The following is a 24,759-nucleotide window of genomic DNA, read 5'->3' as shown; positions in this document are numbered from 1 at the left end:
GTCGATGTGGGCTGTTGAGCTATATTGCCCGCGCGGGCAGACCGCAGGATTGCTTTGGAAAGTGTAGTAGGCGGACATGGCCCGTATCGTCGTGCTCGGCGCCGGCTTTGCAGGCCTGTGGGCGGCCATCGGCGCTGCGCGCAAGCGCGAGGAGATCGGCGCGAACGACGACATCGAGATCCGTCTCGTCGACCGCAATCCCTATCACAACATCCGCGTGCGCAATTACGAAGCCGACCTCGACGAGGTCGCGCTGCCGCTGCCGCAACTGCTCGATCCGATCGGTGTCAGCCACGGTATCGGCGAGGTGCAGGCCATCGACCCGGCCCGGCGCGAAATCTCGCTGGTCACGAGCGGCGGCGCGGAGACGCTGGATTATGACCGCCTCGTGCTGGCGCTCGGCAGCGAGGTGATGCGTCCCGCCATTCCCGGACTTGCCGAGCATGCCTTCGACGTCGACACCTATACTGCGGCGCTCCGCCTCGAAGATCATCTCGTCTCGCTTGGGCGCAGCGCACCGTCGCCGGGGCGTTCGACGGTGGTGGTGGTCGGCGCCGGCTTCACGGGCATCGAGGTCGCGGCCGAGATGCCGGCCAGGTTGGCGCGGGCGGGCATCAGCGGCAGCCGCCGCATCATCCTGGTCGATCCCAATCCAGCGGTCGGCGCCACCATCGGCCCGCAGGCGCGACCCGTCATCGAGACGGCCTTGGCCGCGCTGGAGGTCGAGACGCGGCTTGGCGTGCGCGTCGTATCAGTCGAGGCGGCAGGCATGCGGCTGAGCTCGGGCGAGTTCATTCCGGCGCAAACCGTGATCTGGTGCGCCGGGATGCGCGCCAGTCCCTTGGCGGCGAGTTTTCCGGACGCGCGCGATCGCCTCGGACGCCTGCTGGTCGATCCGTTCATGCGGGTTGCGGACGTGCCTGGCGTGTTCGCGGCCGGCGATGTCGCCTCGAGCGTGGTCGACGGGCTGCATCCGACCGTGATGTCCTGCCAGTTCGCGCGGCCCATGGGCCGCTTCGCAGGCCACAACGTGGTCGCCGATCTCGCCGGCCAGCCGATGCTGCCGCTGCGGATCGACTGGTACGTGACCGTGCTCGATCTCGGCGGCTGGGGCGCGCTCTACACGGAGGGCTGGGACCGCGAGGTGCGGACGACCGGTCAGGCTGCCAAGGCGACCAAGCAGACCATCAACCGCAAGCGCATCTATCCGCCGCTGACCGGGAGCAGGGAAGAGCTGTTTGCGGCGGCTGCTCCGACAGTGCAGGCACCGCCGCCGGCGTATGGGGCGCGGTAGCGATCCGGATGATGGTTGGGGTACGACAATGCTGCGCCTCGCTCCGTCATTGCGAGCGCAGCGAAGCAATGCAGAGTCTTTCCCCGGCGGCAGTCTGGATTGCTTCGCTGCGCTCGCAATGACGAGTCCACAAGCCCTTGCGTTGCCCGACGGGCAAAACACGCGACCAGTAGGTCAACGCGCGCCGGCGAAATATTCCGCTTTACCGAAATTCGGAATTGACGTATGTGTCGCGGCAACCCGGCCCAACGAAGAGGGGCGTATCGCGATCGTCACGAAACGCGGGCCGGGCCGCAGTGGGCGCCGATGACATCGGCGCGAAGGGTTTTGCAGGGCGGAGAGCCGTGAGCAAGACCATCGCGCGCACGACCGGCGTGATCGGCGTACGGCAAAATCGTGTGGTCCTGGCGCCCGGGGTCTGTGCGCCAAGCGTTGCGGTGATGTGGACTGCCCGACCGGGCACGCGCATCGATCATCCGCAAGGCGACGGGGGCAATAGTGCAACGCTCCCCGGGGAGAGCACGACATAAGCCGTCAAACCACTGCGCAGGGAAGGCCGGGATGTCTCCGGTTGCCCTGTTCTCCGCTATGCAGCAGCACACGCAGTCTGCCCTTGGCATGGCGGTTCACGGGAGCCAACCGGCTCCCGGCCTTCCTTGCGCCCTCTTTCATGAGAGGGTGAGACGACGAAGCAAAGCTCGGGCGGGATGAGCCGCGAGGACGCGAAGGTGTGTCTGCAAACTGTAGGATGGGTAGAGCGCAGCGAAACCCATCACCTTCATGTGCGGAGAAGCATGATGGGTTTCGCTTCGCTCTACCCATCCTACGGCCACTGCAATGACGATGCGAACTGAAACAGCAACGCCGCTCCCCCGCACTCCGTCATTGCGAGGAGCCCTTGCGACGAAGCAATCCAGACTGCCTCTGCGGAGGAATTCTGGATTGCCTCCGCCTTCGCCGAGGCTTCGGCGGACAAGTCGCTGCGCTCGCAATGACGATGTGGAAACAGCTTCGGCGGACAACTTGCTGCGCTCGCGACGAGGAGGTCAGACGTGAGAAAGCGCCCGTGGGGGGCGGGCGCTTTCTGTAGTCGACTTGGGGTTGGGGTCGTCTACATATCCACGTGGCGACTTTGGGGGGCTGGTAAAGAGCCGCGTGAATTCGAAAAACTCGTCAGATCTCCTTAGCGAACGAGGGACGCGTTCGAGCTGGTGATAACGACCGGCTTGTCGGCCTTGATGACGCGGGCCGTCTGGGTCAGACCTTCGTCCGAACCCGTGCGTGCCGTGATGCCGAAGCCAGCCACCGCGATCCCTGCGACGAGGGCCACGACCACGACTTTCAAATGGGTCGAGCGATCTGCGCTGTAGATCGAGTGGTTCATGGAAGCCTCCTGCCGCCACCTACCCGAAGTAGTCGCCGGCCGTTTCAGGCAGGTTCATGCTTCCGGTGCCCAACAACCTAGTATTGGGGGGATTCGTTCCCAAGAGGCCATCACAAGAGCGTGACAGGACGTGAAAGGTCGCGATCAGAAACGACCCCTAATCGTGCATTTTGGCAATTATTTCAAAGCTGTAATGTGCGCGTCAGGCGCCTTTTCGGCAGTTGGTCCACAAGGCGCCAGGAACTCAAAAACCATTTGCCTGTGGCTGAAAAACACACGGCTTCTTAAGGCAAATCAGATGCTTCCGACCGTTTTGAGCCTCGCCCTGGGGTGGATTTCGGCCTGCGACAGCACGGTCGTCTGGGCCCGGAACCGCTCGACCAGGGACCGCACGAAGGGCCGAATTGCCGCGGAGGTGACCAGCACCGGCGCCTCGCCTTCGCGCGCGGCGCGCTCGAACGCCTCGCGCACGCCGGTCATGAACTCCGACAGTTTCGAGGGCTGCATCGCGAGGCTGCGCTCCTCGCCCTGGCCGATGATGGATTCGGCAAAAGCCTGCTCCCATTTCGCCGACAGCGCGATCAGCGGCAGATAGCCGGCGTAGGAGGTGTTCTGCGCGCAGATCTGGCGGGCGAGGCGGGCGCGGACGTGCTCGACCATGGTCGCGGGGTTGCGCGAGAAGGCCAGCGAATCCGCGATGCCTTCGAGGATGGTGGAGAGGTCGCGGATCGAGATGCGCTCGGCGAGCAGCAGCTGCAGCACGCGCTGGATGCCGGAGACCGTGACCTGTCCGGGGACGATGTCCTTGACCAGCTCGCTCTGCTCCTTCGGCAGCTCCTTGAGCAGCTTCTGCACCTCGCCATAGGAGAGCAGGTCCGACATGTTGGCCTTGAGCAGCTCGGTGAGGTGGGTGGAGAGCACGGTCGCGGCATCGACCACGGTGTAGCCCTTGAGCGAGGCCTCCTCCTTGAGGCTGGCATCGACCCAGGTCGCGGGCAGGCCGAAGGTCGGCTCGGTGGTGTGGATGCCGGGCACCTGCACCTGGCTGCCGCCGGGGTCCATGACCATAAACTGGTTCGGCCAGATCTTGCCGGTACCGGCGTCGACCTCCTTGATCTTGATGATGTAGGTGTTGGCCTCGAGCTGGACGTTGTCGAGGATGCGCACCGCCGGCATGACAAAGCCCATCTCGATCGCGAGCGAGCGGCGCAGCGCCTTGATCTGCTCGGTGAGGCGGTCGGTGCCGTCGGGGCCGTTGACGAGCGGCAGCAGCGCATAGCCGAGCTCGATCTTGAGATCGTCGATCTTGAGCGCGGCCGAGATCGGCTCTTCCGCCGCGGCAGCGCCGGGCGCACCCGGGCTACCGGCAGCGGGCGCGGCCTTGGCGGCTTCCTCGGCCCTGGCGTTGACGCGGTTGCGGTTGCGGGCGTTCCAGGCGAGCGCGCCGGCGCCGGCGCCGAGCGCGAGGAACGGGATGGTCGGAATGCCCGGCAGCGCCGCCAGCACCAGCATCACTGCCGCGGACATCGCGAGCGCCTGCGGATAGCCGGAGAACTGCTTCATCAGCGCCTTGTCGGCAGCGCCGGAGACGCCGGCCTTGGAGACGAGCAGGCCGGCCGCGGTCGAGACGATCAGCGCCGGCACCTGGGTGACGAGGCCGTCACCGACAGTCAGCAGCGTGTAGCTGCGGCCGGCATCGGCGAAGGACATGCCCTGCTGCGCCACTCCGATGATCATGCCGCCAACGACGTTGATGAAGACGATCAGGAGGCCGGCGATGGCATCGCCGCGGACGAATTTGGAAGCACCGTCCATCGCGCCGAAGAAGCCGCTCTCATCCTCCAGCTCCTTGCGCCGCTCCTTGGCGACCTTCTCGTCGATCAGGCCGGCGCCGAGGTCGGCGTCGATCGCCATCTGCTTGCCGGGCATGGCGTCGAGGTGGAAGCGGGCGGCGACTTCCGCGATGCGGCCCGAACCCTTGGTGATGACGACGAAATTGACGATGATCAGGATGGCGAAGACGATGATGCCGATGACGAAATTGCCGCCCATCACGAAGCTGCCGAAGGCTTCGATGACGTGACCGGCGGCGGCCGTGCCTTCGTGCCCGTGGGACAGGATCAGGCGGGTCGAGGCCATGTTGAGCGACAGGCGCAGCATGGTCGAGATCAAGAGGACGGTCGGGAAGGCCGAGAATTCCAAAGGCGTCTGGATGAACAGCGACGTCATCAGAATCAGGATCGAGAGCGTGATCGAGATCGCCAGGAACAGGTCCAGCACGATCGCGGGCAGGGGCAGGATCAGCACCACCAGGATGGTGAGCACGCCCAGCGCCAGCGCGATGTCGCCGCGCTTGAGGATGGTGACGATGTCGTTGAGGGAGGGGATGCCGGGCCTTGCGGTGCCTACGCCCTGTCCCGCGGTGACGTCGACCATGGTAGCTGCCTCCCCGCGCGACTGCCGTCCGCGCGCCCCAAACGTCTGCGCGGCGGCCGATGGGCCGCCGTTCCGAAAGTGAGGCACCGCACTGGCGTCCACAGGGGATCCCCCGTTCTACGCGGCTGACGACACTCGACTTCACCCGGCAATTCTTGCCGGGTGTATGGTTAGCAAAGGGTTAACGGAGGGTGGGCGGAGGGCGGATTGGGGTGTTTCGGTCCCGAAAGGTGTCATTCCGGGGCGCGCGCAGCGCGAACCCGGAATCCATCGTGCCGCAAGCATCGTGGAGGGATGGATTCCGGGTTCGCACCAAGTGGTGCGCCCCGGAATGACGGCGGAAGCTACCTCGCCTTGTCCATCTTCGTCACCGTGTACCCCGAAGCCGCCTCCTCGGCCTCGAAGGTCACCTTGTCGCCGACCTTCACCTGCTTCAGCATCGCGGGATCCTTGACGCGATAGACCATGGTCATGGGCTCCTCCATGCCGAGGCTCTTCGCCGGTCCGTGCTTGAGCGTGATCTTGCCCGCGCCCTCATCGATCTTCTTGACCTCGCCGCTGATCGAGGCAGCCGCGGCCGCCAAGGCTCCAGTGGTAACGCTCAACGTCAGTGCCAGCGCAGTGCTGATACGGATGATGCGGTTCATGGGAGACTCCTTCGTTACTTGACGGTGACGTGGCCGACCATGCCGTTGTCGCGGTGGTCGGGGATGAGGCACGAATATTCGAACGTGCCGGGCTTGCTGAATTTCCAGAGGATCTCGGCCGTCTTGCTCGGGGCGAGGCGCACGCCGTTGGGATCGTCATGCTCCATGTGCGGATGCTTCTTCATCTCCACCGCATGCGCGAGATTTTCTTTGGTGGTGGCGAGCAGGAATTCGTGGTCCTCCTTGCCGACATTGCGCAGCACGAAGCGGACCTGCTCGCCGCGTTTGACTTCGACCCTGGCGGGTGTGTAGTCCATCTCGTTCAGCAAGATCTCGATCGTGCGCGCGGGCTTCTTGGGATCGCCGGGCTCGCCGGCGGAAAAGTTGCCGTGCCCATGCTGGTCGTGGGCAAAGGCCGGCGCAGTCGACAGCGCAGCCAGCGCGAGGCCGAGCTTGATCATGGTCTTCATCGTGGTCTCCAGTTGGTGGTTCATCGAAACGCTCACATCTTGTGCTTCATCGGCGGGCTGCCCGGTTTCTGCCGGGCCGGCTCTGCGGCCGGCGCCGCGACCTCGTAGGCGACGGTGCCTTGCGGGAATTTGTACGGGCCGGGGTCGCGGTAATCGTCGCGCGCGAGGTCTTCGCGGATTTTCATCACGGTGAACATGCCGCCCATCTCGATCGGCCCGAACTGGCCGGTGCCGGTCATCATCGGCAGCGTGTTGTCGGGCGTCGGCATCTCCATGTTGCCCATCGCCATGCCGGTCGAGCCCATCGCCATGCCGTCAGGCGCGAGCTTGCCGACGGCCTTGGCGAGATCCTTGCGCGACACGCCGATCAGGTTGCGGACATCGTGGCCCATCGCGTTCATGGTGTGGTGCGACTTGTGGCAATGAAACGCCCAGTCGCCGGGATTGTCGGCGAGCACGTCGAACACCCTGACCGCGCCGACCGGCACGTCCGTCGTCGTCTCCGGGTATTGCGCGCTCTCCGGAATCCAGCCGCCGTCGGTGCAGGTCACCGCAAAGCTGTGGCCGTGCAGATGGATCGGATGATTGGTCATGCTGAGATTGCCGATGCGCACGCGCACCTTGTCGCCGAGCCTGACCGGCAGCGGATCGATGCCCGGAAACACCCGCGCATTCCAGGTCCACATGTTGAAATCGGTCATCTCGTTGACGTGCGGCAGATAGGTGCCGGGGTCGACGCGATAGGTGCTCATCACGAAGACGAAGTCGCGGTCGACGCGACGGAAGTTTGGATCGCGCGGATGCACGACGACCATGCCCATCATGCCCATCGCCATCTGCACCATCTCGTCGGAATGCGGGTGGTACATGAAGGTCCCGCTCTTCTTCATCTCGAACTCGTAGACGAAGGTCTTTCCGGGTTGGATGTGCGGCTGGGTCAGTCCGCCGACGCCGTCCATGCCGCTCGGAATGATCATGCCGTGCCAGTGTACGGTGGTGTATTCGGGCAGTCTGTTGGTGACGAAGATGCGGACCTTGTCGCCTTCGACCGCCTCGATCGTCGGGCCCGGCGACTGGCCGTTGTAGCCCCACAGATTCACCTTCATGCCCTCGGCGAATTCGCGCACCACGGGCTCGGCGACGAGATGGAATTCCTTCCAGTCGCCGTTCATGCGGAACGGCAGCGACCAGCCGTTCAGGGTGACCACGGGACGATAATCGGGGCCGGCAATGGGATGCAGCGGCGGCTGCATCACCACCTTGTCCATATGCGGAGCTTCCGGAATCGACGCGGCCTGAACGCGGCCGCTAATGGCTGAGGCGCTGGCAAGGGCGGCGGTCCCTAAAAATCCTCGGCGGGAAAACATCTTGGTCTCCATCTCAGTGGCCGCCAGCATCGGCAGGTGCTGCCGCGGCGATGGTGGTTGAATTGTCGCCGCCGGCGGCAGGCGTGCCGCCGCCATTGACGGCGGTCTGCAAGTCGGACTGGGCGAGGAAGAACCTTTGCCTGGCCTCGATCGCGCCGCGCAGCGACGCCAGCCGCTGCCGAGCCTCGGTGAGCAGAGCGAAAATATCGACCTGCATGCTGGAGAAGCGCAGCTGCATCTCCTCGGTGATGATCTTGCGCAAGGGGATGATCTCGCGCTGATAGTGGCTGGCGATATCGTAGGTCGAGCGATAGACGCGATAAGCATCGCGCGCCTCGGAGCGCACGTTGACGGCGCGCTCGGTGAGGCGGTTGAAGGCGAGATTGTAGGTCTCCGCCGCCTGCCGCACCCGCACCTGGCCGCCATCGAAGATCGGGATCTGGAACTGGACGTCGAAGCCGCGCTCGCGGAACGGGGCGCCTTCCGGATCCTGGGTGCGACGGGAGATGCCGGCGAGGTCGAGCAGGGTGACGAAGCGCGTCGCTTCGGTCAGATTCAGCGCCTTCGCCAGCGCATTCAGCTCCAGCCGTGCGATCTGCAGATCGATGCGATGGGCCACGGCGTCGGCTTCGATCGAGGGCAGTGCCTGCGGCCGGCGCGGCAGCGGCGGCAGTTGATTGGGCAGACGGAAGTCGAGGCCGCCGTCCCACAGTCCCATCAGACGCGCGAGCCTTTCGCGTGCGCTCGCTGTCGTCTGCCGTGCGGTGGCAAGGTCGGCGGTGGTTTCGGCGTAAAATACCTGCTCGCGGGCCTGGTCGAGCTTGTTGATCGAGCCGGTCTCGCCGAGCTTGACCGCAAGCTGCGCGGTGGATTCCGCCGTGGCTTTCGCGTCCGTCAGCAGCGCCACCATCTCATTGCCGGCAACAGCGCGCACATAGGCGCGGCGGACGTCGGCGGCGAGCCGCAACGTCGCCAGCGCGGCGCGCAACTGGGCCTGGCGGAAGCGTTCGCGGGCGAGGTCGGAGCGGAACGGCAGGGTGGCGAGCGCGAGGATGTCGCCGACCACCTGACGCTCGATCTCGCTGGCGCCGTTGCCCGTGATCCGCGAGATCGAGAACACCGGATTGGGCGGCAGGCTCTGCTCGACCAGATCGGTCTCGGCCAGCGCCAGCTCGTTATAAGCGGCCTGCAGTCCCTTGTTGTTGAGCAGCGCGATCTGCACGGCGCTGTCGGCGCTCAATGGGCGCGCCAGCAATTGATGAACGCGCGCCTCCACCGCGCCGGCGCCGTCGGCCGTTCGCACGAAGGCAACGTCCTTGTTGATGGTCCGGCTCGTCAGCTCGGAGACTGCGCTCATGCCGCTGTCGGGTGAGAACGCGGCACAGCCGGAGACGCTGAGCGCAATGAGCACGAGCAGGCCTCGCGCAAAATGGCGTGTCATGGCGCGCTCCTACCGGTCTTGCTTGGGCTGCGGCGTCACCGCGTCGTTGCGGCCGCGCCATGGTGCCGGCGTCGCCGGCCGCAGGCTGGTATAGGGCGCAATGGTCGAGTGATAGCCGACGGGCGCCACCTTCGCCGCGGGATCGGCAGGATCGGCGCTCGCGATCTGGGTCGTTGCCGGCATGCAGCCGGACAGCGCCAGCGCAGCCAGGGCCAGCAGCGGCCAATTGAATAGAAAGTGTCGTCCACCCACCGCAAATGCGGCGGCGGACTTCGCTCCGGAAAGCGTAAGCATGATTTATCCCTGATCTGGAGACCACAGGTCCGCGCGCGCGGAAAAAGCGCGCTCGTCCCGAAATCGTCGTGTCAGATCAGGCGATGGGGGGGCGGTAGCGCTGGGCCGGTGCCGCGCTGTGCAGGCTGGCCACGAGCTCGATCGCGCAGGTCGACGTCGGCTGGACCGGTGTCGCGACGACCGGCAGATCGGCCGGCAACGCGCTGACGCACATCATCGCACAGCAGGGGCCGACTGTTCCCTTGCCGCCATGATGATCCGATGCCGGTGCGTCCTGCGCGGCCTTCTGGTGATGCGCGTGCGGGCCGGCGTGATCATGCGAGGCGGCGCCATGGACGTGGCCGGCCTGCATCTGGTGATGCGCCGGCACGAGATCGGCGAGGATCGCGTCGTCGAGGCATGGCGCGGGACCGCTGCCCCACGCGAGGCTTGCCGCCGGCGCGATCACGCAGAACAGATAGGCGAGGGCGATGATCCGCCCCACCCTGATCCGCATCGATCGTGTCAATCGCAGCAACATTCCGCCGACATGTGTTCCGCGCGGCAATGTTGCACACGCTGATTGCAAACTAATGGCAAAACGTGTGTTCGCCAAGAACTTATTACCGCAGTGCACCGCGCATGCCCAATATCGCGCCACGATGCTTGACCGCGAGGCGATCCGCGAACATGTTCCGCGCGTGCACGCACCCAATCATCCAGAACAAAGCCCTGATTCATTCAGCCCTGATTCCCGTCAGGCCTGGATGCGGCTGCTCATTGCGCTTGTGATCGGCTCGATCGGCGCCGTCGGCATGTGGGCGGTCGTGGTCGTGATCCCAGTGGTGCAGGCCGAATTCGGTGCCACGCGCGGCGCGGTGTCGCTGGCCTTCACGCTGATGATGTTCGGTTTCGGGCTCGGCGGCGTGATTGCAGGCAAGATCACCGACCGGTTCGGCATCGTGCCGGCGATGGCGATCAGCATCGCCTTCCTCGGTGTTGCCAACGTGCTCGCGGGGCTGTCGACCCAGCTCTGGCAGTTCGTGGCGGCGTATTTCCTGATCGGGCTCGGCACGTCCGCGACCTTCGCGCCGCTGATGGCGGAAGCTTCGCACTGGTTCGAGCGCTATCGCGGATTGGCCGTGACGATCGTCGCGAGCGGCAATTACGTTGCCGGCACGATGTGGCCGCCGATCGTGAGCTGGGGCACGCAGGAGATCGGCTGGCGCTACACCCATATCGGCATCGGCATCGTCTGCGCCAGCACGATGGCGCTTCTGGTCCTCGTCCTGCGCGCGCAGATGGGTGACGACAAGGTCCGCAATCACGCCAATGCACCGCCGCCGCGGGTCGATCTCAAGCTCTCGACCAACGCGCTGACGGTGCTGCTCTCGATCGCCAGCATCTCCTGCTGCGTCGCCATGGCGATGCCGCAGGTGCATATCGTCGCTTATTGCGGCGACCTCGGCTACGGCGTGGCGCGCGGCGCGGAGATGCTGTCGCTGATGATGGGCTGCGGCATCATCAGCCGCATCGGCTCGGGTTATCTCGCCGACAAGATCGGCGGCATCCGCACGCTGCTGGTGGGATCGCTGGCGCAGGGCTTTGCGCTCGTGTTCTATCTGTTCTTCGACAGCCTCGCCTCGCTTTATTTCATCTCCGCGATGTTCGGCCTGTTCCAGGGCGGCATCGTGCCGAGCTACGCCATCATCGTGCGCGAGGCGATGCCGGCGAGCGAGGCCGCGACCCGCGTCGGCATCGTGATCTTCGCCTCGGTGTTCGGCATGTCCTTCGGCGGCTGGGTGTCGGGCGTCATCTTCGATGCCACCGGCTCGTATGCCGCGGCGTTCGCCAACGGCGTTGCCTGGAACGCGCTGAATATCGCCATCGTCGTGACCCTGCTGATCCGCTCGCGAATGGGCTCGGTCAAGACCGGGCCGGGCTTCGCGACCTAAACCGACTGTCCCGCCTTCAGCAGCGAGCAGCCGGTGATTTTATAGCTGCCGTCCGCCTGCTGCTCGAGCGTGTACAGGGCTTCCCACGCCTCGCCATTGGCGTCGATGATATGAACGCGCTGGGAAATCCAGCTCCCCTCGATCTTGCTCTCGCCAAATTCAAAACTCTTGTGGCGATAGATCGGCGCGTAGCCGTTCTGCACCATGGACATGAAGATGTCCGGCGCGGGGAAAATCTCCTTGATCGCCGGCGCGGCGTGGGAATAGGCGGCGCGCGCATCGTCGCGGACGAAGGCCTGCTCCTGGGCGCGGATGACGCCCCGCGCATTGGCAACATCGTCGGCGAGGGCCGCGGTGGAGCTGAAGACAAGGCTGATAGCGACGAGCACGGCGGCAATGCGCATGACAGGCTCCGCGTTGAACTCCCGGCGATGCTGATCCTAGCATGACCTCAGGGAAATACGGGCCCGCTATCGCTTGCGTTTCACTGCGGGCTTCGCTGGCTTGGCGGCACCTGCCTTGGCCTTGGCGGCGGGCTGCACGCGCAAGCCATCCACGAACACGTCGAGCATGCGCAGCACCGAGGATTGCCAGCCGGGCTGGTCGTGCATGTAGCACATGCCGATCAGGGCCCTGAGCAGGTCCTCCGGGCTGATATCGGCCCGCATCTGACCGGCCTCCACCGCGCGCGCGAGCAGCGAGCCGATCGCCTTGGTCAACCGGTCCATCGAGAAGGCGGCGAGCTCGGACGAACTCTGATAGGTCAGTGCCAGCGCCGCCAACATGCCCTTTTTCGTGGCAACGAATTCGACCGCGGAGCGCAGCCAGCGGCGCAGCGCGTCGACCGGATCCTTCGCGCTTCGCAGATGCTCGGCGAGCTCGCTGAGCTGCTCGACTTCGCGCCGGTACACCGCCTCGAACAGATCCTCGCGCGTCGGGAAGTGCCGATAGAGCGTGCCGATGCCGACGCCGGCACGCTTGGCGACGGCCTCCAGGCTCGCCTCGGGGCCGCCGGCGTTGAAAACGGCCTTCGCCGCTTCAAGCACGCGCTCGCGATTGCGCACGGCGTCGGCGCGGGGCTTTCGGGTCTGATCGCTGTGGTCGTCCATAGCAGGCAATGTAGATCACGAATTGGTTAGATTGAACCCTCGTTGAACCCTCGCGGGGCTGCATCGCGTTGGTGGCGCGGGGGCTTTTGACGAATTCCAAATATTTTCCGGCGGCCCTTGTTAAGCGGAGGGTGCCTCCGTATCTTCGCCGGGTGCTAGCCGGGATTGTGTGTCCGGCCGGCGCAAGATCGACGGCGGCCACGGCGGTGGCGCGCTGCGCGATCACTCATGTCCATATCTGATCGGAGCCTTGTATGAACCACTCCATCAGCCTCACCGTGAACGGTGCGCGGCGCGACTTCGTCCTCGACGATCCGCGTGTCACGCTGCTCGATCTCCTGCGTGAGCGCCTCCATCTCACCGGAACCAAGAAGGGATGTGACCGCGGCCAGTGCGGCGCCTGCACCATTCTGGTCGACGGCAAGCGCATCAATTCCTGCCTCGCGCTCGCCATCAGCCATGACGGCGCCGACATCCTCACCATCGAGGGCGTGGCGCGCGGCGACCAGCTTCATCCCGTGCAGGCCGCCTTCATTGCCCGTGACGGCTTCCAGTGCGGCTTCTGCACGCCCGGCCAGATCATGAGCGCCATCGGCATGATGAGCGAGGCGCAAGCCGGCAATGATCCGGAACGCATCCGCGAATGCATGAGCGGCAATCTGTGCCGCTGCGGCGCCTATGCCGGCATCGTCGATGCTGTGCTCGACGCGCAAGGACAGATGGACGAGACCAATCAGAGGCGCTCCGCATGAAGCCGTTCGAATACGTCAGGCCCGCCACGGTCACCGAGGCCGTTGCTGCCGCAGCCCAGCCGGGCGCCGTCTATCTCGCCGCCGGCACCAATCTGCTCGATCTGATGAAGGGCAATATCAGCCGTCCGGATCGTCTCGTCGACGTCACCCATCTCGAAGGGCTCGACGGCATCGAGCGTATGGCCGACGGGTCGCTTCGCATTGGCGCGCTCGTCAGCAACGCGGATCTCGCGCACGATGCCGACTTCGCGAAGTCCTATCCGGCCGTCGCCGAAGCCCTTCTCTCCGGCGCCTCCGCGCAGTTGCGCAATGCCGCGACCGTCGGCGGCAATCTCCTGCAACGGACGCGCTGTGCGTATTTCTACGACACCGCCAGCCGCTGCAACAAGCGAGAGGCCGGCAGCGGCTGCGACGCCCGCGACGGCGAGAACCGCGGTCACGCCGTGCTCGGCTGGAGCGAGAACTGCATCGCCACGCATCCGTCCGATTTCTGCGTGCCGCTGGTCGCGCTCGATGCCGTCGTCGAGATCGAAGGCAGGAACGGCCGGCGCGAGATCGCGCTCGAGGCGTTGCATCGTCTGCCGGGCGATGTGCCCGAGCAGGAGTCGGCGCTCGAGCCCGGCGATCTCATCGTCGCGGTGCGCCTGCCGGCGGTGGCAACCGGTTTCGCCGCGCATGCGCGCTACCTCAAGGTCCGTGAGCGTACCTCCTACGCCTTCGCCGTGGTATCCGCCGCCGCTGCGTTGCGGATCGAGAACGGAAAGATTGCGGAGACACGGCTTGCGCTTGGCGGCGTTGCCGCAAAGCCCTGGCGCGCCCGTGCCGCAGAGGACGTGCTCAAAGGCGTCGCGCCAACCGCCGATGCGTTTCAAGAAGCCGCCTGGCGCGCGCTCACCGACGCAAAGCCATCCGGCGACAACGCCTTCAAGATCGAACTCGCCCGCCGCATCGTCGTGCGCGCGCTGACCCTCGCCGCCGCCGGCATGCCCGCGCGCCTGCCGGCGCTGCCGGCCTCTCCCTTTGCCTCGATGTCCGGAGCTATCCATGCCTGAGCTCAATCTCACCAGCGCACCCGCCCATCTGCGTCACGGCTCGAACATCGGTCAGCCGCTAACCCGCCGTGACGGCGTCCTCAAGGTCACGGGGCAGGCGACCTATGCCGCCGACAATCATCCGCCTGGGATGCTGTTCGCGGTGATCGCCGTTTCCAGCATCGCGCGTGGCCGCGTGACTTCGCTCGATGTCGCCGCCGCCAAGCGGCATCCCGGCGTCGTGGACGTGATGACGCCGGATCACAAGCCGCAGCTCGCGATCGATCCGGAGATCAAGACCAATCCGTTCGTGTTCCGGATGGAGGCGTTGCAGAGCAGCGAAGTCCGCTATGCCAACCAGCCCATCGCGGTCGTGATCGCGGAAACGCTGGAGGCGGCGACGGAAGGAGCGGTGCTGCTGGCACCGCGCTACGAAACGCTGCCTCCGCTGGTCGGGCTCGACGCCGGCGAAAGCTTCGTGCCGGCCGTTGTCGGCGTCGGCAACCCTACCGAAAATCATCACGGCGATGTCGAGGCGGGCCTTGCTTCGGCCGAGAAGCGGATCGACGCGATCTACGAGACGCCGCCGCAATATCACAACGCGATGGAGCCGCATGCGATCGTGGTTCACTGGGATGGCGACAGGCTGTCTGTGGACATGCCGACCCAAGGTCTGATGCTGTCGCTCGCGCGCATTGCCGAACTGTTCGGCATCGCGCACGACAAGATCCACATCCGCAGCCCGTTCCTCGGTGGCGGCTTCGGCTCGAAGGGGCTGATGGGCGGTCCGCCAGTCCTCGGCATCATGGCCGCGAAGCTGGTCGGCAGGCCGGTCAAGCTGGTGCTGCGCCGTGAGCAGATGTATGGGCCGGTCGGTCACCGTGCCCCGACCCGCCAGCGCCTGCGCATCGGCGCGGACGGCGAGGGGCGTCTGACCGCGCTCGATCACCATGCGCGGACCGTGTCGAGCACGTTCGACGATTTCTACGAGCCCGCGGCCGATGCCTCGCACACGCTCTATGCGGCGCCTGCGATCCGCACCTCGCATGACGCCGTACGCGTCAACACCGGCACGCCGCTGTTCATGCGCGCGCCTGGCGAGGCGACCGGTTCGATTGCGCTGGAGAGCGCGATCGACGAGATGGCCTGGGCCTGCGGCATGGATCCGCTCGCCTTCCGCCTGAAGAACTACGCCGAGCGCGAGCCGATCAGCGGCAAGCCCTTCTCTTCAAAGGCGCTGCGCGCCTGTTACGAGCAGGGCGCGACGCGCTTCGGCTGGGTCAAGCGTTCGCTGCAGCCGCGGCACATGCGCGACGATGCCGGCCTTCTGGTCGGCTGGGGCATGGGCACGGCGACCTTCCCGGCGCTGATGTTCCAGGCGGAAGCGCGCGCGGCGATCCGGCGCGACGGTTCGGGTGTGATGGAGATCGGTGCGCACGACATGGGGCAGGGCGCCTGGACCGCGCTCGCGCAGATCGCGGCCGATGCCGTCGGTCTTGACATCGCGCGCGTCGAATTCAAGGCAGGGACATCGGACTTGCCCGATGCCGGCATCGCCGGCGGCTCCGCGCACACGGCGACGGCGGGGGCTGCAATCCACAGCGCCGGCGCGGCTGTGATCGCAAAGCTCGCTGATCTCGCCACCAATGACGAGCGCTCGCCGCTGTTCGGCGCCGGCAATGCCGGCGTGATCGCGCGCGCGGGCAGGTTGATCCGGCGTGACGACGAGAGCCGCAGCGAGAGTTACGCCGAGATCCTCGCGCGGGCCGGCGTCACTGAAGTTGAGGCGCGCGGCGCCGGTGCGCCGAATCCCGCGGCCATGGAGGAATATGCCATGCATGCCCATGGCGCGGTGTTCGCGGAGGTGAAGGTCGATCCCGAGCTCGGCCAGGTCCGCGTCAGCCGCATGGTCGGCGCCTTCGCGGCCGGGCGCATCGTCAACCCGCGCATGGTGCAAAGCCAGCTGTTCGGCGGCATGATCTGGGGCCTGTCCTTCGCGCTGCATGAGGAGGCGGTCACAGACCGCCGCACCGGCCGGATCATGAATGCCAATCTCGGCGAGTACCACGTCCCCGTGAATGCCGATGTGCCGCCGCTCGACGTGATCACGGTCGAGGAGCACGACCCACACGTCAATGCGCTCGGCATCAAGGGTGTCGGCGAGATCGGCATCACCGGCAGCGCCGGCGCGGTCGCCAACGCGGTCTGGCACGCGACCGGCGTGCGGGTTCGCCGCTTTCCGATTCGAATCGAGGAGTTGTTGATGCAGCCTTGAGGGCAGCGGGCGGGGCGAGATCTTCTCGCTCCGCTGCTTTAGAACGTCGGCGGCGTGCAGGCCGATATCACCTCGCACGGCTTGCCGCCGACGCAGCGGAAGCGGTGCGGGCGGCGGCTCTCGAAATAATAGGCATCGCCCGGATTGAGGATGCGGCGCTCGTCCTCGACGGTGACTTCGAGCTTGCCCGAGATCACGATGCCGCCTTCCTCGCCGTCATGGACGAGGTGGACGCGCCCGGTGTCGCTGCCGGGCTCGTAACGCTCCTTCAAAATCTGGAGGCTGCGGCCGAACAGATTGTCGCCGACCTGGCGATACGAGATCGGTTTCTTGCCGACCTCGGTCAGCTCCTCGGCGCGGTAGAAGATTTTGCGCCTCGACTCCGGCTCCAGCGCAAAGAACTCGGCGAGCCCCATCGGGATGCCGTCCAGAATGCGCTTGAGCGCTCCGACCGACGGGTTCATCTGGTTGGATTCGATCAGCGAGATCGTCGAATTGGTGACCCCGGCGCGCTTGGCAAGTTCGCGCTGCGACAGCTTGTGGCGCGCCCGGATGAATCGCAGCCGTCCACCGATGTCGACGCTCATGTTCCGGTCCTTGCGCTGGTCCTGTGTTGCAGGTGTTGCGGATCGCGCAAATATGGACCAGTCGCCCCAGTGAAATCAATGGGTTGCGGCGCAGCAGAAAAGGACTTGTTGCGCTTTCCAAGCCGTGGCTCTGCTGGCGGGTCAGCAAAGGAGCGCGGCCGTGACCCTTCATCAGATTCCGAACACTATCAAGACCGACTCGTTCTGGATGCCGTTCACGGCCAACCGGCAGTTCAAGAAGGCCCCGCGCCTGTTCTCCTCGGCGGAGGGCATGCACTACACCACCGTCGACGGCCGCAAGGTGATCGACGGCTCTGCCGGCCTCTGGTGCGTCAATGCAGGTCACGGCCGCAAGCAAATCGCCGCTGCGGTCGAGCGCCAGCTGATGACGCTGGACTTCGCGCCGTCGTTCCAGATGGGCCATCCGCTCGCATTCGACTTCGCCGAGCGGCTCGCCGAGATCGCGCCGAAGGGCCTCGACCGCATCTTCTTCACCAATTCCGGCTCGGAGTCGGTCGACACCGCACTGAAGATCGCGCTCGCCTATCATCGCGCCAACGGACAGGCTAGCCGCACCCGGCTGATCGGCCGTGAGCGCGGCTATCACGGTGTTGGTTTCGGCGGCACCTCGGTCGGCGGCATGGTCGCCAACCGCCGCGCCTTCGCCACCCTGCTGCCGGGCGTCGACCACATCCGCCACACCCACGATCTCACCCGCAACGCCTTCGCCAAGGACCAGCCCGAGCACGGCGCCGAGCTCGCCGAGGATCTCGAGCGTCTGGTCGCCCTGCATGGTGCCGAGACCATCGCCGCCGTCATCGTCGAGCCGGTGCCGGGTTCGACCGCGGTGCTGCCGCCGCCGAAGGGCTATCTGCAGCGCCTGCGCGAGATCTGCGACAAGCACGGCATTCTCTTGATCTTCGACGAGGTCATCACCGGCTTCGGCCGCCTCGGCACGCCGTTCGCGGCCAACTTCTTCGGCGTCACGCCTGACATGATGACGACGGCCAAGGGCATCACCAACGGCACCATTCCCTGCGGTGCGGTGTTCGCGCATCGCAAGGTGCACGACGCCATGATGATCGGCCCGGAAAACGTCATGGAGCTGTTTCACGGCTACACTTATTCCGCGCATCCGACCGCCTGCGCCGCCGGCATCGCCACGCTCGACATCTACAAGGACGAAGGCCTGCTGACGCGCGGTGCGTCGATTGCCGAATATTGGCGCGATGCGCTGCATTCGCTCAAGGGCCTGCCGAACGTCATCGACATCCGCAATTGCGGCCTGATGGGCGCGGTGGAGCTGTCGTCGCGTGACGGTGCGGTCGGTGCGCGCGGCTACGACGTCATGGTCGACTGCTTCAATCGCGGGCTGTACTTCCGCATGAGCGGCGATTCCTTCGCGCTGTCGCCGCCGCTGATCGTCGAGAAGAGCCATATCGACGATATCGTCTCGATTCTTGGCGACGCCATCAAGCGGGTGGCCTGATAATTGCTCTCGCCGTTGCGAGTTGTTTCCTTGCAGCGGCGAGCGTGATGCCGCGGGAGTTTGACCTAGCGTGAAAGTCTTGATCCTCGGCAGCGGTGTCATCGGTGTCACCTCTGCCTACTACCTCGCACGTGCCGGCCATGAGGTGACGGTCGTCGACCGTCAGCCGGAGCCGGCGCTTGAGACCTCCTTCGCCAATGCCGGCGAGGTGTCGCCCGGCTATTCCTCGCCATGGGCCGGCCCCGGCGTGCCGGTGAAGGCGGTGAAGTGGCTGTTGATGAAGCACGGCCCGCTGGTGGTCCGGCCGAAGCTCGACCCTGTCATGTGGGTCTGGCTGCTCAAGATGCTGCGCAACTGCACCAGCGCGCGCTACGCGGTCAACAAGAGCCGGATGATCCCGATTGCGGAATACAGCCGCGATTCCTTGCGCGATCTGCGCCGCGACATCGGCATTCAGTACGACGAGCGCTCGCAGGGCACGCTGCAGCTGTTCCGCTACCAGGCGCAGCTCGACGGCACGGCCGAAGACATTGCCGTGCTCAAGCAGTACGGCGTTCCTTTCGAGGTGCTGAGCCGCGAGGGCTGCATTGCGGTTGAGCCGGCGCTATCAGGCGTGAAGGAGAAATTCGTCGGCGGGCTTCGCCTGCCGCAGGACGAGACCGGCGACTGCCACATGTTCACGCAGGCGCTGGCCAAGCATGCCAAGGCGCTCGGCGTGCGCTTCATGTTCAACACCTCGATCGACCGCATCGTCACCGACGGTGCGCGTGTCAGCGGTGTCGTGACGGGTGCCGGCACGTTGCAGGCCGACGCTTACGTCCTCGCGCTCGGAAGCTGGTCGTCGCGCCTGGCCGCGCCGCTCGGCATTTCGCTGCCGGTCTATCCGGTGAAGGGCTATTCGATCACGGTGCCGATCAAGGACGCTTCCGGCGCGCCGGAATCCACCGTGATGGACGAGAGCTACAAGGTCGCGATCACACGCCTCGGCAATCGCATCCGTGTCGGCGGCACCGCCGAAATCTCCGGCTATTCGGACAAGCTCTACGATGCGCGCCGTGCCACGCTCGATCATTCGCTGACCGACCTGTTCCCGCGCGGCGGCGATCTCGCCAAGGCGACATTCTGGAGCGGCCTGCGCCCGATGACGCCGGACGGCCCGCCCGTCATCGGCCCGACGCAATACGCCAACCTCCACCTCAACACCGGCCACGGCACGCTCGGCTGGACCATGTCCTGCGGCTCGGGACGCGTGCTCGCGGATATGCTGTCGGGCAAGAAGCCGGACATCGACGTCAGTGCGCTGACGGTGGAGCGGTACAAGTATCGGTTTGGCTAAACCTCTATCCGCTCGTCATTGCGAGCGCAGCGAAGCAATCCAGAGTCTTTCCGCGGAGACAGTCTGGATTGCTTCGTCGCAAGGGCTCCTCGTAATGACGATGTGGAGGCGGCGCGCGTCTGAATCCATCACCGTCACCCTGAGGTGGCCGCTTCTTCAGCGGCCCTCGAAGGGCGACGGCCCGGCTCTATCGGGGCCGTGCATCCTTCAAGGCTCGCTGCGCGAACACCTCAGGATGACGGGGTTGGAATTGCGCTCGCCGCGTGCGACGAAACTACCCCGCCCCCGTCACGCAATTCACCCACAGCACCACCGCCTTCGCATCCTGCGCCGGATTCGAAAACCGGTGCGGCCGTCGGCTCGCGAAGCGAAAACTGTCGCCGGTCTTCAGCGACCACGTCTCGCTGTCCACCGTCAGCATCATCTCGCCTTCGAGCACGAGGCCGGCTTCCTCGCCGTCATGGGTGTAGAGCTCGTCGCCGGTGGAGCCGCCGGGCTCCAGGTGCACGAGGAACAGGTTGAGCTTGTTGTCGGCGCTCGCCGGGCTCAGCAATTGCTTCGACACGCCGGTGCGCCAGAGTTTCAGTTCGGGCCGCTGAAGCCCGCGCGTCACCACCTGGTCGGATCCGCCGTCCGCGCTCGGGCTCGCGCCGAACAATGCGGCGATGCCGACGCCGAGCACGTCGGCGAGCGTTGCCAGCACGCGCAGCGACGGTGACGAGAGGCCGCGTTCGATCTGGCTGAGGAAGCCGATCGAAAGCTCCGTGCGCGCCGCGACCGTCTCCAGCGAGAATTGCCTGACACGCCGGAGATCCCGGATGCGGCGGCCGACCGCGATGTCCATCGCGGGCTCCGCCGGTTCGGTGACGGCCTTGGGTTTCGCCCGCTTCGCCGGCTTTGCGGCGGCCGGTTTGCGCATTCTTTTGCCACCGCTCACGTCAAACCGCTTCCTTCATGTGCATGAAAACCGCTTGCATCGTCCGCGAAAGTGTGACCAAATTTTCATATTGGTGAAAATAGGCCGAAACGGCTTGACCCGCAACGTCTGATCACGACATGCGCGCGCCGGCCACCGGCCAGGTCCAAAGGGGGATTGCGATGAAGCGTTTTGGTCTGGCCGCGATCGCGGCGCTTGCGCTGGCCGTGGCGCCGGCTTCTGCACAACAGGTGCTGAAGGTCGGCTCGACGCCGACGGGCATTCCCTTCACCTTCCTCGACACCAAGACCAACACCATCCAGGGCATCATGGTCGACCTCGTCACCGAGATCGGCAAGGACGCCGGCTTCAACGTCCAGATTGAGCCCATGCAGTTCTCGGCGCTGATCCCGTCGCTGACCTCGAGCAAGATCGACATCATCGCCGCTGCGATGTTCATCACGCCGCCGCGCAAAGAGGTCGTCGACTTCTCCGACCCGATCTACACTTACGGCGAAGGCTTGGTGGTGCCGAGGAGCGATACCAAGGCCTATGCCACGCAGGACGACTTGAAGGGTCAGACGGTCGGCGCCCAGGTCGGTACCGCCTTCGTCGATGCGCTGAAGAAGTCCGGCCTGTTCGCCGACGTCAAGGCCTACGACACCATTCCCGACATCCTGCGCGACGTGAACACCGGCCGTCTCAAGGCCGGCTACGCCGATTATCCGATCCTCGCCTACAATCTGAAGCAGGGCGGCTTCCCCGAGGTGCGGCTCGTCGACGGCTACAAGCCCGTCACCGTCGGCTCGGTCGGCATCGGCGTGCGCAAGGGCGAGACCGCTCTGCTCGGCAAGATCAACGCCTCGCTCGCCAAGCTGAAGGCCAATGGCACGATCGACAAGATCCTCGATAAATGGGGCCTGAAGGCGCAGGGTTGATCGATAGCGTCTGATTACTGAAGGCTTGCCGATGAAAGGCTTCTGGCACGACGCCGCCGAGTTCTTCCCGATTCTGATGAACGGCGTCGTCTTGACGATCGTCGTCACCATCGGCTCGCTGCTGCTCTCGACGGTGCTGGGCCTCGTCTGGGCGATGATGCGGGTCTCCGGCATCAAGGCGCTGTCGATGCTCAGCGCCAGCCTGATCAATGTGATCCGCGGCATCCCGATCATCGTGCTGTTGTTCTATCTCTACTTCGTGATGCCCGATCTCGGCGTCACGCTGTCGGCCCTGCAGGCCGCGATCCTCGGGCTCGGTATCGCCTATTCGGCCTACCAGGCCGAGAATTTCCGCGCCGGTATCGAGGCGATCGACAAGGGCCAGATCGAGGCGGCGCAGTCCATCGGCATGGGCTGGTGGCTCACCATGCGCCGCGTGGTGCTGCCGCAGGCCGTGCGCATCGTGCTGCCGCCTTACGGCAACGTCATGATCATGATGCTGAAGGATTCCTCGCAGGCCTCCACCATCACGGTCGCCGAGCTCGCGCTGCAAGGCAAGCTGATCGCGTCCTCGACCTTCAAGAACACCAGCGTGTTCACGCTCGTTGCGCTGATGTATCTCACCATGAGCATTCCCTTGATCCTGCTGGTCCGTCACTTCGAGAAGCGGGCCGGCAAACGATGATCGAGCTGAAGGACATCCACAAGAGTTTTGGCAAAGTCGAGGTGCTCAAGGGCATCACGGCCTCGGTCGAGAAGGGCGAGGTGGTCTGCATCGTCGGTCCCTCTGGCTCGGGCAAGTCCACCATCCTGCGCTGCATCAACGGGCTGGAGAGCTACGACCGCGGCGAGATCAACGTCGAGGGTCTGAAGGTCGACCGCGATGCGCCGTCGATCGTGAACATCCGCACCCAGGTCTCGATGGTGTTTCAGCGCTTCAATCTGTTCCCGCATCGCACCGCGCTGGAGAACGTGATCGAGGGGCCGCTTTTCGTGAAGAGGGAGCCGCGCGCCCAGGCGCTGGAGCGCGGCCGCGCGCTGCTTGCGCAGGTCGGACTTGCGGAAAAGGCCGATGCGCATCCGCCGCAGCTTTCCGGCGGCCAGCAGCAGCGCGTCGCGATCGCGCGGGCGCTGGCCATGCAGCCCAAGGCCATCCTGTTCGACGAGCCGACCTCGGCGCTCGATCCCGAGCTGGTCGGCGACGTTCTCGGCGTGATGCGCAAGCTCGCCGACGACGGCATGACCATGGTCGTCGTCACCCACGAGATGGGCTTTGCCCGCGACGTCGCCGACCGCGTGCTGTTCATCGACGGCGGTGTCATCGTCGAGCAGGGGCCGGCCAAGGCGCTGCTCAACCAACCCCAGCATCCGCGCACGCAAGACTTCTTGCGCCGCGTGCTGCATCCGCTCTGACCGGTCTCCCCCATGACGCGCCTGCCTCTGCCGCCCTCGCTCTATGCCGACACCGCCGTCGCTCCGGTTGCCACGCCGCCGCTCGACGTCGACACATCCGTCTCCGTCGCGATCGTCGGTGGCGGCTACACCGGCTTGTCCACCGCGTTGCATCTGGCGGAGCAGGGTGTCGATGCCCTGGTGCTGGAGGCGCAGGAGCCGGGCTGGGGTGCGTCGGGCAACAATGGCGGTCACACCAATCCCGGGCTGAAGCACGACCCCGACCAGATCGAGGCCGACTTCGGCGCTGAGCTCGGCCGCCGCATGATCGAGTTCTCGTACGGCACCACCAACTTCACCCACGAATTGATCCGCCGCTACCAGATTCCGTGCGAGGCGCGGCAGAACGGCACGCTGCGGGCGGCCTACAACGAGGCCAGCGCCGCCGCGATCGAGAAGACCGCGCAGCAATGCATCCGCCGCGGCATGCCGGTGACATATCTGAACCGCGAGCAGCTGCGCGAGATGACCGGCACCGACCGCTACATCGGCGCCATGCTCGACACGCGCGGCGGCGATCTGCATCCCCTCAGCTATGCCCGCGGCCTCGCGCGGGCTGCGATCTCCGCCGGCGCCAAGGTTTTTGGCGAGACGCCGGCATTGTCACTGCGCCGCGACGGCGCGCGCTGGCGCATCGAGACGCCGCGCGCAGTGGTTCATGCCGACAAGGTCCTGCTCGCCACCAACGGTTTCACCGACGATCTCTGGCCGGCGCTCCGCCGCACCATCGTGCCGGTGTTTTCCTCGATCGCCGCCACCGCGCCTCTGTCCGAGGCGGTCGCCCGTTCGATCATGCCGACGCGTCCCGTGCTCTATGAGAGCGGCCACATCACGGTCTATTACCGCATCGACCAGCACAACCGCCTCTTGATGGGCGGCCGTGGGCCGATGCGCTGGATCAAGTCGCCGAACGACGTCGCCTATCTCATGCGCTATGCCGAGCGGCTCTGGCCGCAGCTGAAAGGCGTTTCCTGGACTCATGGCTGGAACAGCCGGCTCGCCATTACCGGGGATCATTATCCCCACGTGCACGAGCCCGCGGAGAACATCCTGATCTCGCTCGGCTGCAACGGCCGCGGCGTCGCGCTGTCGACCGCGATGGGCGCGCAGCTCGCGCGCCGGCTGATCGGCGGCCCCAAGGCCGAAATCGACATGCCGGTTACCGGCATCAAGCCAATCCCGATGCACGCATTCTGGCCGGTCGGGGTGACGACCGCGGTGATCGCGGGCCGCGTGCGCGACCGGCTCGGCATTTGAAAAGGCGCCGCCCCGTTTCAGGCGACGCCTTGCATCTTCAGCAGATATAGAGCGTCAGCAGCGGCCCTGCTTCCACAGGCCGGGCGGGCACCCGTGGCCGCGCCAGCCGACCTTGCGCCCGTGGTGCCATCCCGGCGGCGTGCCATGGTGATGATGGCCCATCGAATGACCATGTCCATGGCCATGACCGTGACCATGTCCACCCTTGGCCAGTGCAGGGCTGCTGAGTGTGAAGCCGGCCGCAATGATCAGCGACGCGGCGAGCGCAAATTTCTTCATATGTCCTCCACTGGGGGCGAGCGCACTTGTCCGTTCAATCAATGAACGGCGTCAAGGTAAGTTCCCTGCGA

General features: G+C 65.6%; 24 protein-coding genes. 11 read left to right on the top strand and 13 right to left on the bottom strand.

All coding sequences use genetic code 11. The features are described from left to right. The first annotated feature begins 76 nt into the window (after positions 1–76). Positions 77–1,294 (top strand): NAD(P)/FAD-dependent oxidoreductase, encoded by a 1,218-nt coding sequence (locus tag IVB26_RS32005; RefSeq protein ID WP_247969001.1) that lies wholly within the window; start codon positions 77–79, stop codon positions 1,292–1,294. Between the two features lie 1,183 nt (positions 1,295–2,477). Here IVB26_RS32005 and IVB26_RS32000 read toward each other — a convergent pair. The 8 genes from IVB26_RS32000 to IVB26_RS31965 all read right to left on the bottom strand — a co-directional run bounded on the left by IVB26_RS32000 (position 2,478) and on the right by IVB26_RS31965 (position 9,829). Beyond that, on the bottom strand, positions 2,478–2,678 hold the full coding sequence (locus tag IVB26_RS32000) for a hypothetical protein (RefSeq protein ID WP_247324827.1): 201 nt from the start codon (positions 2,676–2,678) through the stop codon (positions 2,478–2,480). A 294-nt stretch (positions 2,679–2,972) separates the two neighbouring features. Beyond that, positions 2,973–5,114 carry a flagellar biosynthesis protein FlhA gene (gene flhA / locus IVB26_RS31995; RefSeq protein ID WP_247969000.1) on the bottom strand — a complete coding sequence of 714 codons (2,142 nt, stop codon included), beginning with the start codon at positions 5,112–5,114 and terminating at the stop codon, positions 2,973–2,975. A gap of 344 nt (positions 5,115–5,458) precedes the next feature. Continuing rightward, on the bottom strand, positions 5,459–5,761 hold the full coding sequence (locus tag IVB26_RS31990; protein ID WP_247968999.1) for a copper-binding protein: 303 nt from the start codon (positions 5,759–5,761) through the stop codon (positions 5,459–5,461). 14 nt (positions 5,762–5,775) lie between these two features. Beyond that, positions 5,776–6,231: a cupredoxin domain-containing protein gene (locus IVB26_RS31985; RefSeq protein ID WP_247973325.1), complete on the bottom strand. Its 456-nt coding sequence runs from the start codon at positions 6,229–6,231 to the stop codon at positions 5,776–5,778. 32 nt (positions 6,232–6,263) lie between these two features. Then, entirely contained in the window at positions 6,264–7,598 is a 1,335-nt protein-coding gene (locus IVB26_RS31980) for a copper oxidase (RefSeq protein WP_247968998.1), read from the bottom strand. Between the two features lie 13 nt (positions 7,599–7,611). Next, positions 7,612–9,039, bottom strand: coding sequence for a TolC family protein (locus tag IVB26_RS31975; RefSeq protein ID WP_247968997.1), 1,428 nt, complete (start codon positions 9,037–9,039; stop codon positions 7,612–7,614). Positions 9,040–9,048: 9 nt separating this feature from the next. Beyond that, complete coding sequence (locus IVB26_RS31970) at positions 9,049–9,333, bottom strand: hypothetical protein (RefSeq protein WP_247968996.1); 285 nt, start codon at positions 9,331–9,333, stop codon at positions 9,049–9,051. 76 nt (positions 9,334–9,409) lie between these two features. After that, positions 9,410–9,829 (bottom strand): hypothetical protein, encoded by a 420-nt coding sequence (locus IVB26_RS31965; protein WP_247968995.1) that lies wholly within the window; start codon positions 9,827–9,829, stop codon positions 9,410–9,412. Between the two features lie 250 nt (positions 9,830–10,079). On the opposite strand from IVB26_RS31965, the gene IVB26_RS31960 reads away from it, so the two are divergent. Next, positions 10,080–11,267 (top strand): MFS transporter, encoded by a 1,188-nt coding sequence (locus tag IVB26_RS31960; protein ID WP_247973324.1) that lies wholly within the window; start codon positions 10,080–10,082, stop codon positions 11,265–11,267. Here IVB26_RS31960 and IVB26_RS31955 read toward each other — a convergent pair. Then, the gene (locus tag IVB26_RS31955; protein WP_247968994.1) at positions 11,264–11,671 is read right to left on the bottom strand and encodes a DUF4864 domain-containing protein; all 408 of its coding nucleotides are present in this window, start codon (positions 11,669–11,671) and stop codon (positions 11,264–11,266) included. The genes IVB26_RS31960 and IVB26_RS31955 overlap by 4 nt on opposite strands. 66 nt (positions 11,672–11,737) lie before the next feature. Then, complete coding sequence (locus tag IVB26_RS31950) at positions 11,738–12,376, bottom strand: TetR/AcrR family transcriptional regulator (RefSeq protein WP_247968993.1); 639 nt, start codon at positions 12,374–12,376, stop codon at positions 11,738–11,740. A 254-nt stretch (positions 12,377–12,630) separates the two neighbouring features. Here IVB26_RS31950 and IVB26_RS31945 point away from each other — a divergent pair, with 254 nt between their 5' ends. Genes IVB26_RS31945 through IVB26_RS31935 form a run of 3 tightly spaced genes read left to right on the top strand, consistent with a single transcriptional unit; the run spans position 12,631 to position 16,434 of the window. Continuing rightward, complete coding sequence (locus tag IVB26_RS31945; RefSeq protein ID WP_247968992.1) at positions 12,631–13,128, top strand: (2Fe-2S)-binding protein; 498 nt, start codon at positions 12,631–12,633, stop codon at positions 13,126–13,128. After that, positions 13,125–14,180: an FAD binding domain-containing protein gene (locus IVB26_RS31940; RefSeq protein WP_247968991.1), complete on the top strand. Its 1,056-nt coding sequence runs from the start codon at positions 13,125–13,127 to the stop codon at positions 14,178–14,180. The genes IVB26_RS31945 and IVB26_RS31940 overlap by 4 nt, the downstream gene beginning before the upstream one ends. Next, positions 14,173–16,434, top strand: a complete 2,262-nt coding sequence (locus IVB26_RS31935; protein ID WP_247968990.1) for a xanthine dehydrogenase family protein molybdopterin-binding subunit — start codon at positions 14,173–14,175, stop codon at positions 16,432–16,434. Before IVB26_RS31940 ends, IVB26_RS31935 begins: the two co-directional genes overlap by 8 nt. 38 nt (positions 16,435–16,472) lie before the next feature. Here IVB26_RS31935 and IVB26_RS31930 read toward each other — a convergent pair whose 3' ends face one another. Then, positions 16,473–17,021 carry a cupin domain-containing protein gene (locus IVB26_RS31930; RefSeq protein ID WP_018646206.1) on the bottom strand — a complete coding sequence of 183 codons (549 nt, stop codon included), beginning with the start codon at positions 17,019–17,021 and terminating at the stop codon, positions 16,473–16,475. 160 nt (positions 17,022–17,181) lie between these two features. Between IVB26_RS31930 and IVB26_RS31925 the strand changes: the two genes are divergently transcribed. Next, the gene (locus tag IVB26_RS31925; RefSeq protein WP_247968989.1) at positions 17,182–18,510 is read left to right on the top strand and encodes an omega-aminotransferase AptA; all 1,329 of its coding nucleotides are present in this window, start codon (positions 17,182–17,184) and stop codon (positions 18,508–18,510) included. 70 nt (positions 18,511–18,580) lie between these two features. Beyond that, positions 18,581–19,846: a D-amino acid dehydrogenase gene (locus IVB26_RS31920; RefSeq protein WP_247968988.1), complete on the top strand. Its 1,266-nt coding sequence runs from the start codon at positions 18,581–18,583 to the stop codon at positions 19,844–19,846. Between the two features lie 274 nt (positions 19,847–20,120). Here the strand turns inward: IVB26_RS31920 and IVB26_RS31915 are convergent, their stop codons facing one another. Then, entirely contained in the window at positions 20,121–20,765 is a 645-nt protein-coding gene (locus IVB26_RS31915; RefSeq protein ID WP_247968987.1) for a helix-turn-helix domain-containing protein, read from the bottom strand. 179 nt (positions 20,766–20,944) lie between these two features. Here IVB26_RS31915 and IVB26_RS31910 point away from each other — a divergent pair, with 179 nt between their 5' ends. The 4 genes from IVB26_RS31910 to IVB26_RS31895 are packed head-to-tail and all read left to right on the top strand — an operon-like array spanning position 20,945 to position 24,409. After that, positions 20,945–21,700: an ABC transporter substrate-binding protein gene (locus IVB26_RS31910; protein ID WP_247968986.1), complete on the top strand. Its 756-nt coding sequence runs from the start codon at positions 20,945–20,947 to the stop codon at positions 21,698–21,700. Between the two features lie 31 nt (positions 21,701–21,731). Beyond that, positions 21,732–22,385 carry an amino acid ABC transporter permease gene (locus tag IVB26_RS31905; protein ID WP_247968985.1) on the top strand — a complete coding sequence of 218 codons (654 nt, stop codon included), beginning with the start codon at positions 21,732–21,734 and terminating at the stop codon, positions 22,383–22,385. Next, positions 22,382–23,113 carry an amino acid ABC transporter ATP-binding protein gene (locus IVB26_RS31900; protein WP_247968984.1) on the top strand — a complete coding sequence of 244 codons (732 nt, stop codon included), beginning with the start codon at positions 22,382–22,384 and terminating at the stop codon, positions 23,111–23,113. Before IVB26_RS31905 ends, IVB26_RS31900 begins: the two co-directional genes overlap by 4 nt. A gap of 12 nt (positions 23,114–23,125) precedes the next feature. Next, positions 23,126–24,409 (top strand): NAD(P)/FAD-dependent oxidoreductase, encoded by a 1,284-nt coding sequence (locus tag IVB26_RS31895; RefSeq protein ID WP_247968983.1) that lies wholly within the window; start codon positions 23,126–23,128, stop codon positions 24,407–24,409. A 54-nt stretch (positions 24,410–24,463) separates the two neighbouring features. On the opposite strand, the gene IVB26_RS31890 is transcribed toward IVB26_RS31895, so the two are convergent. Next, a complete protein-coding gene (locus IVB26_RS31890; protein ID WP_247968982.1) occupies positions 24,464–24,688 on the bottom strand; it encodes a hypothetical protein in 225 nt (74 codons plus the stop codon). Between the last annotated feature and the right edge of the window lie 71 nt (positions 24,689–24,759).

The organism is Bradyrhizobium sp. 195 (assembly GCF_023101665.1).
Lineage (GTDB): Bacteria > Pseudomonadota > Alphaproteobacteria > Rhizobiales > Xanthobacteraceae > Bradyrhizobium.
Note: the sequence above shows the minus strand (reverse complement) of the source record. Positions and strands in the feature narration are given on the sequence as shown.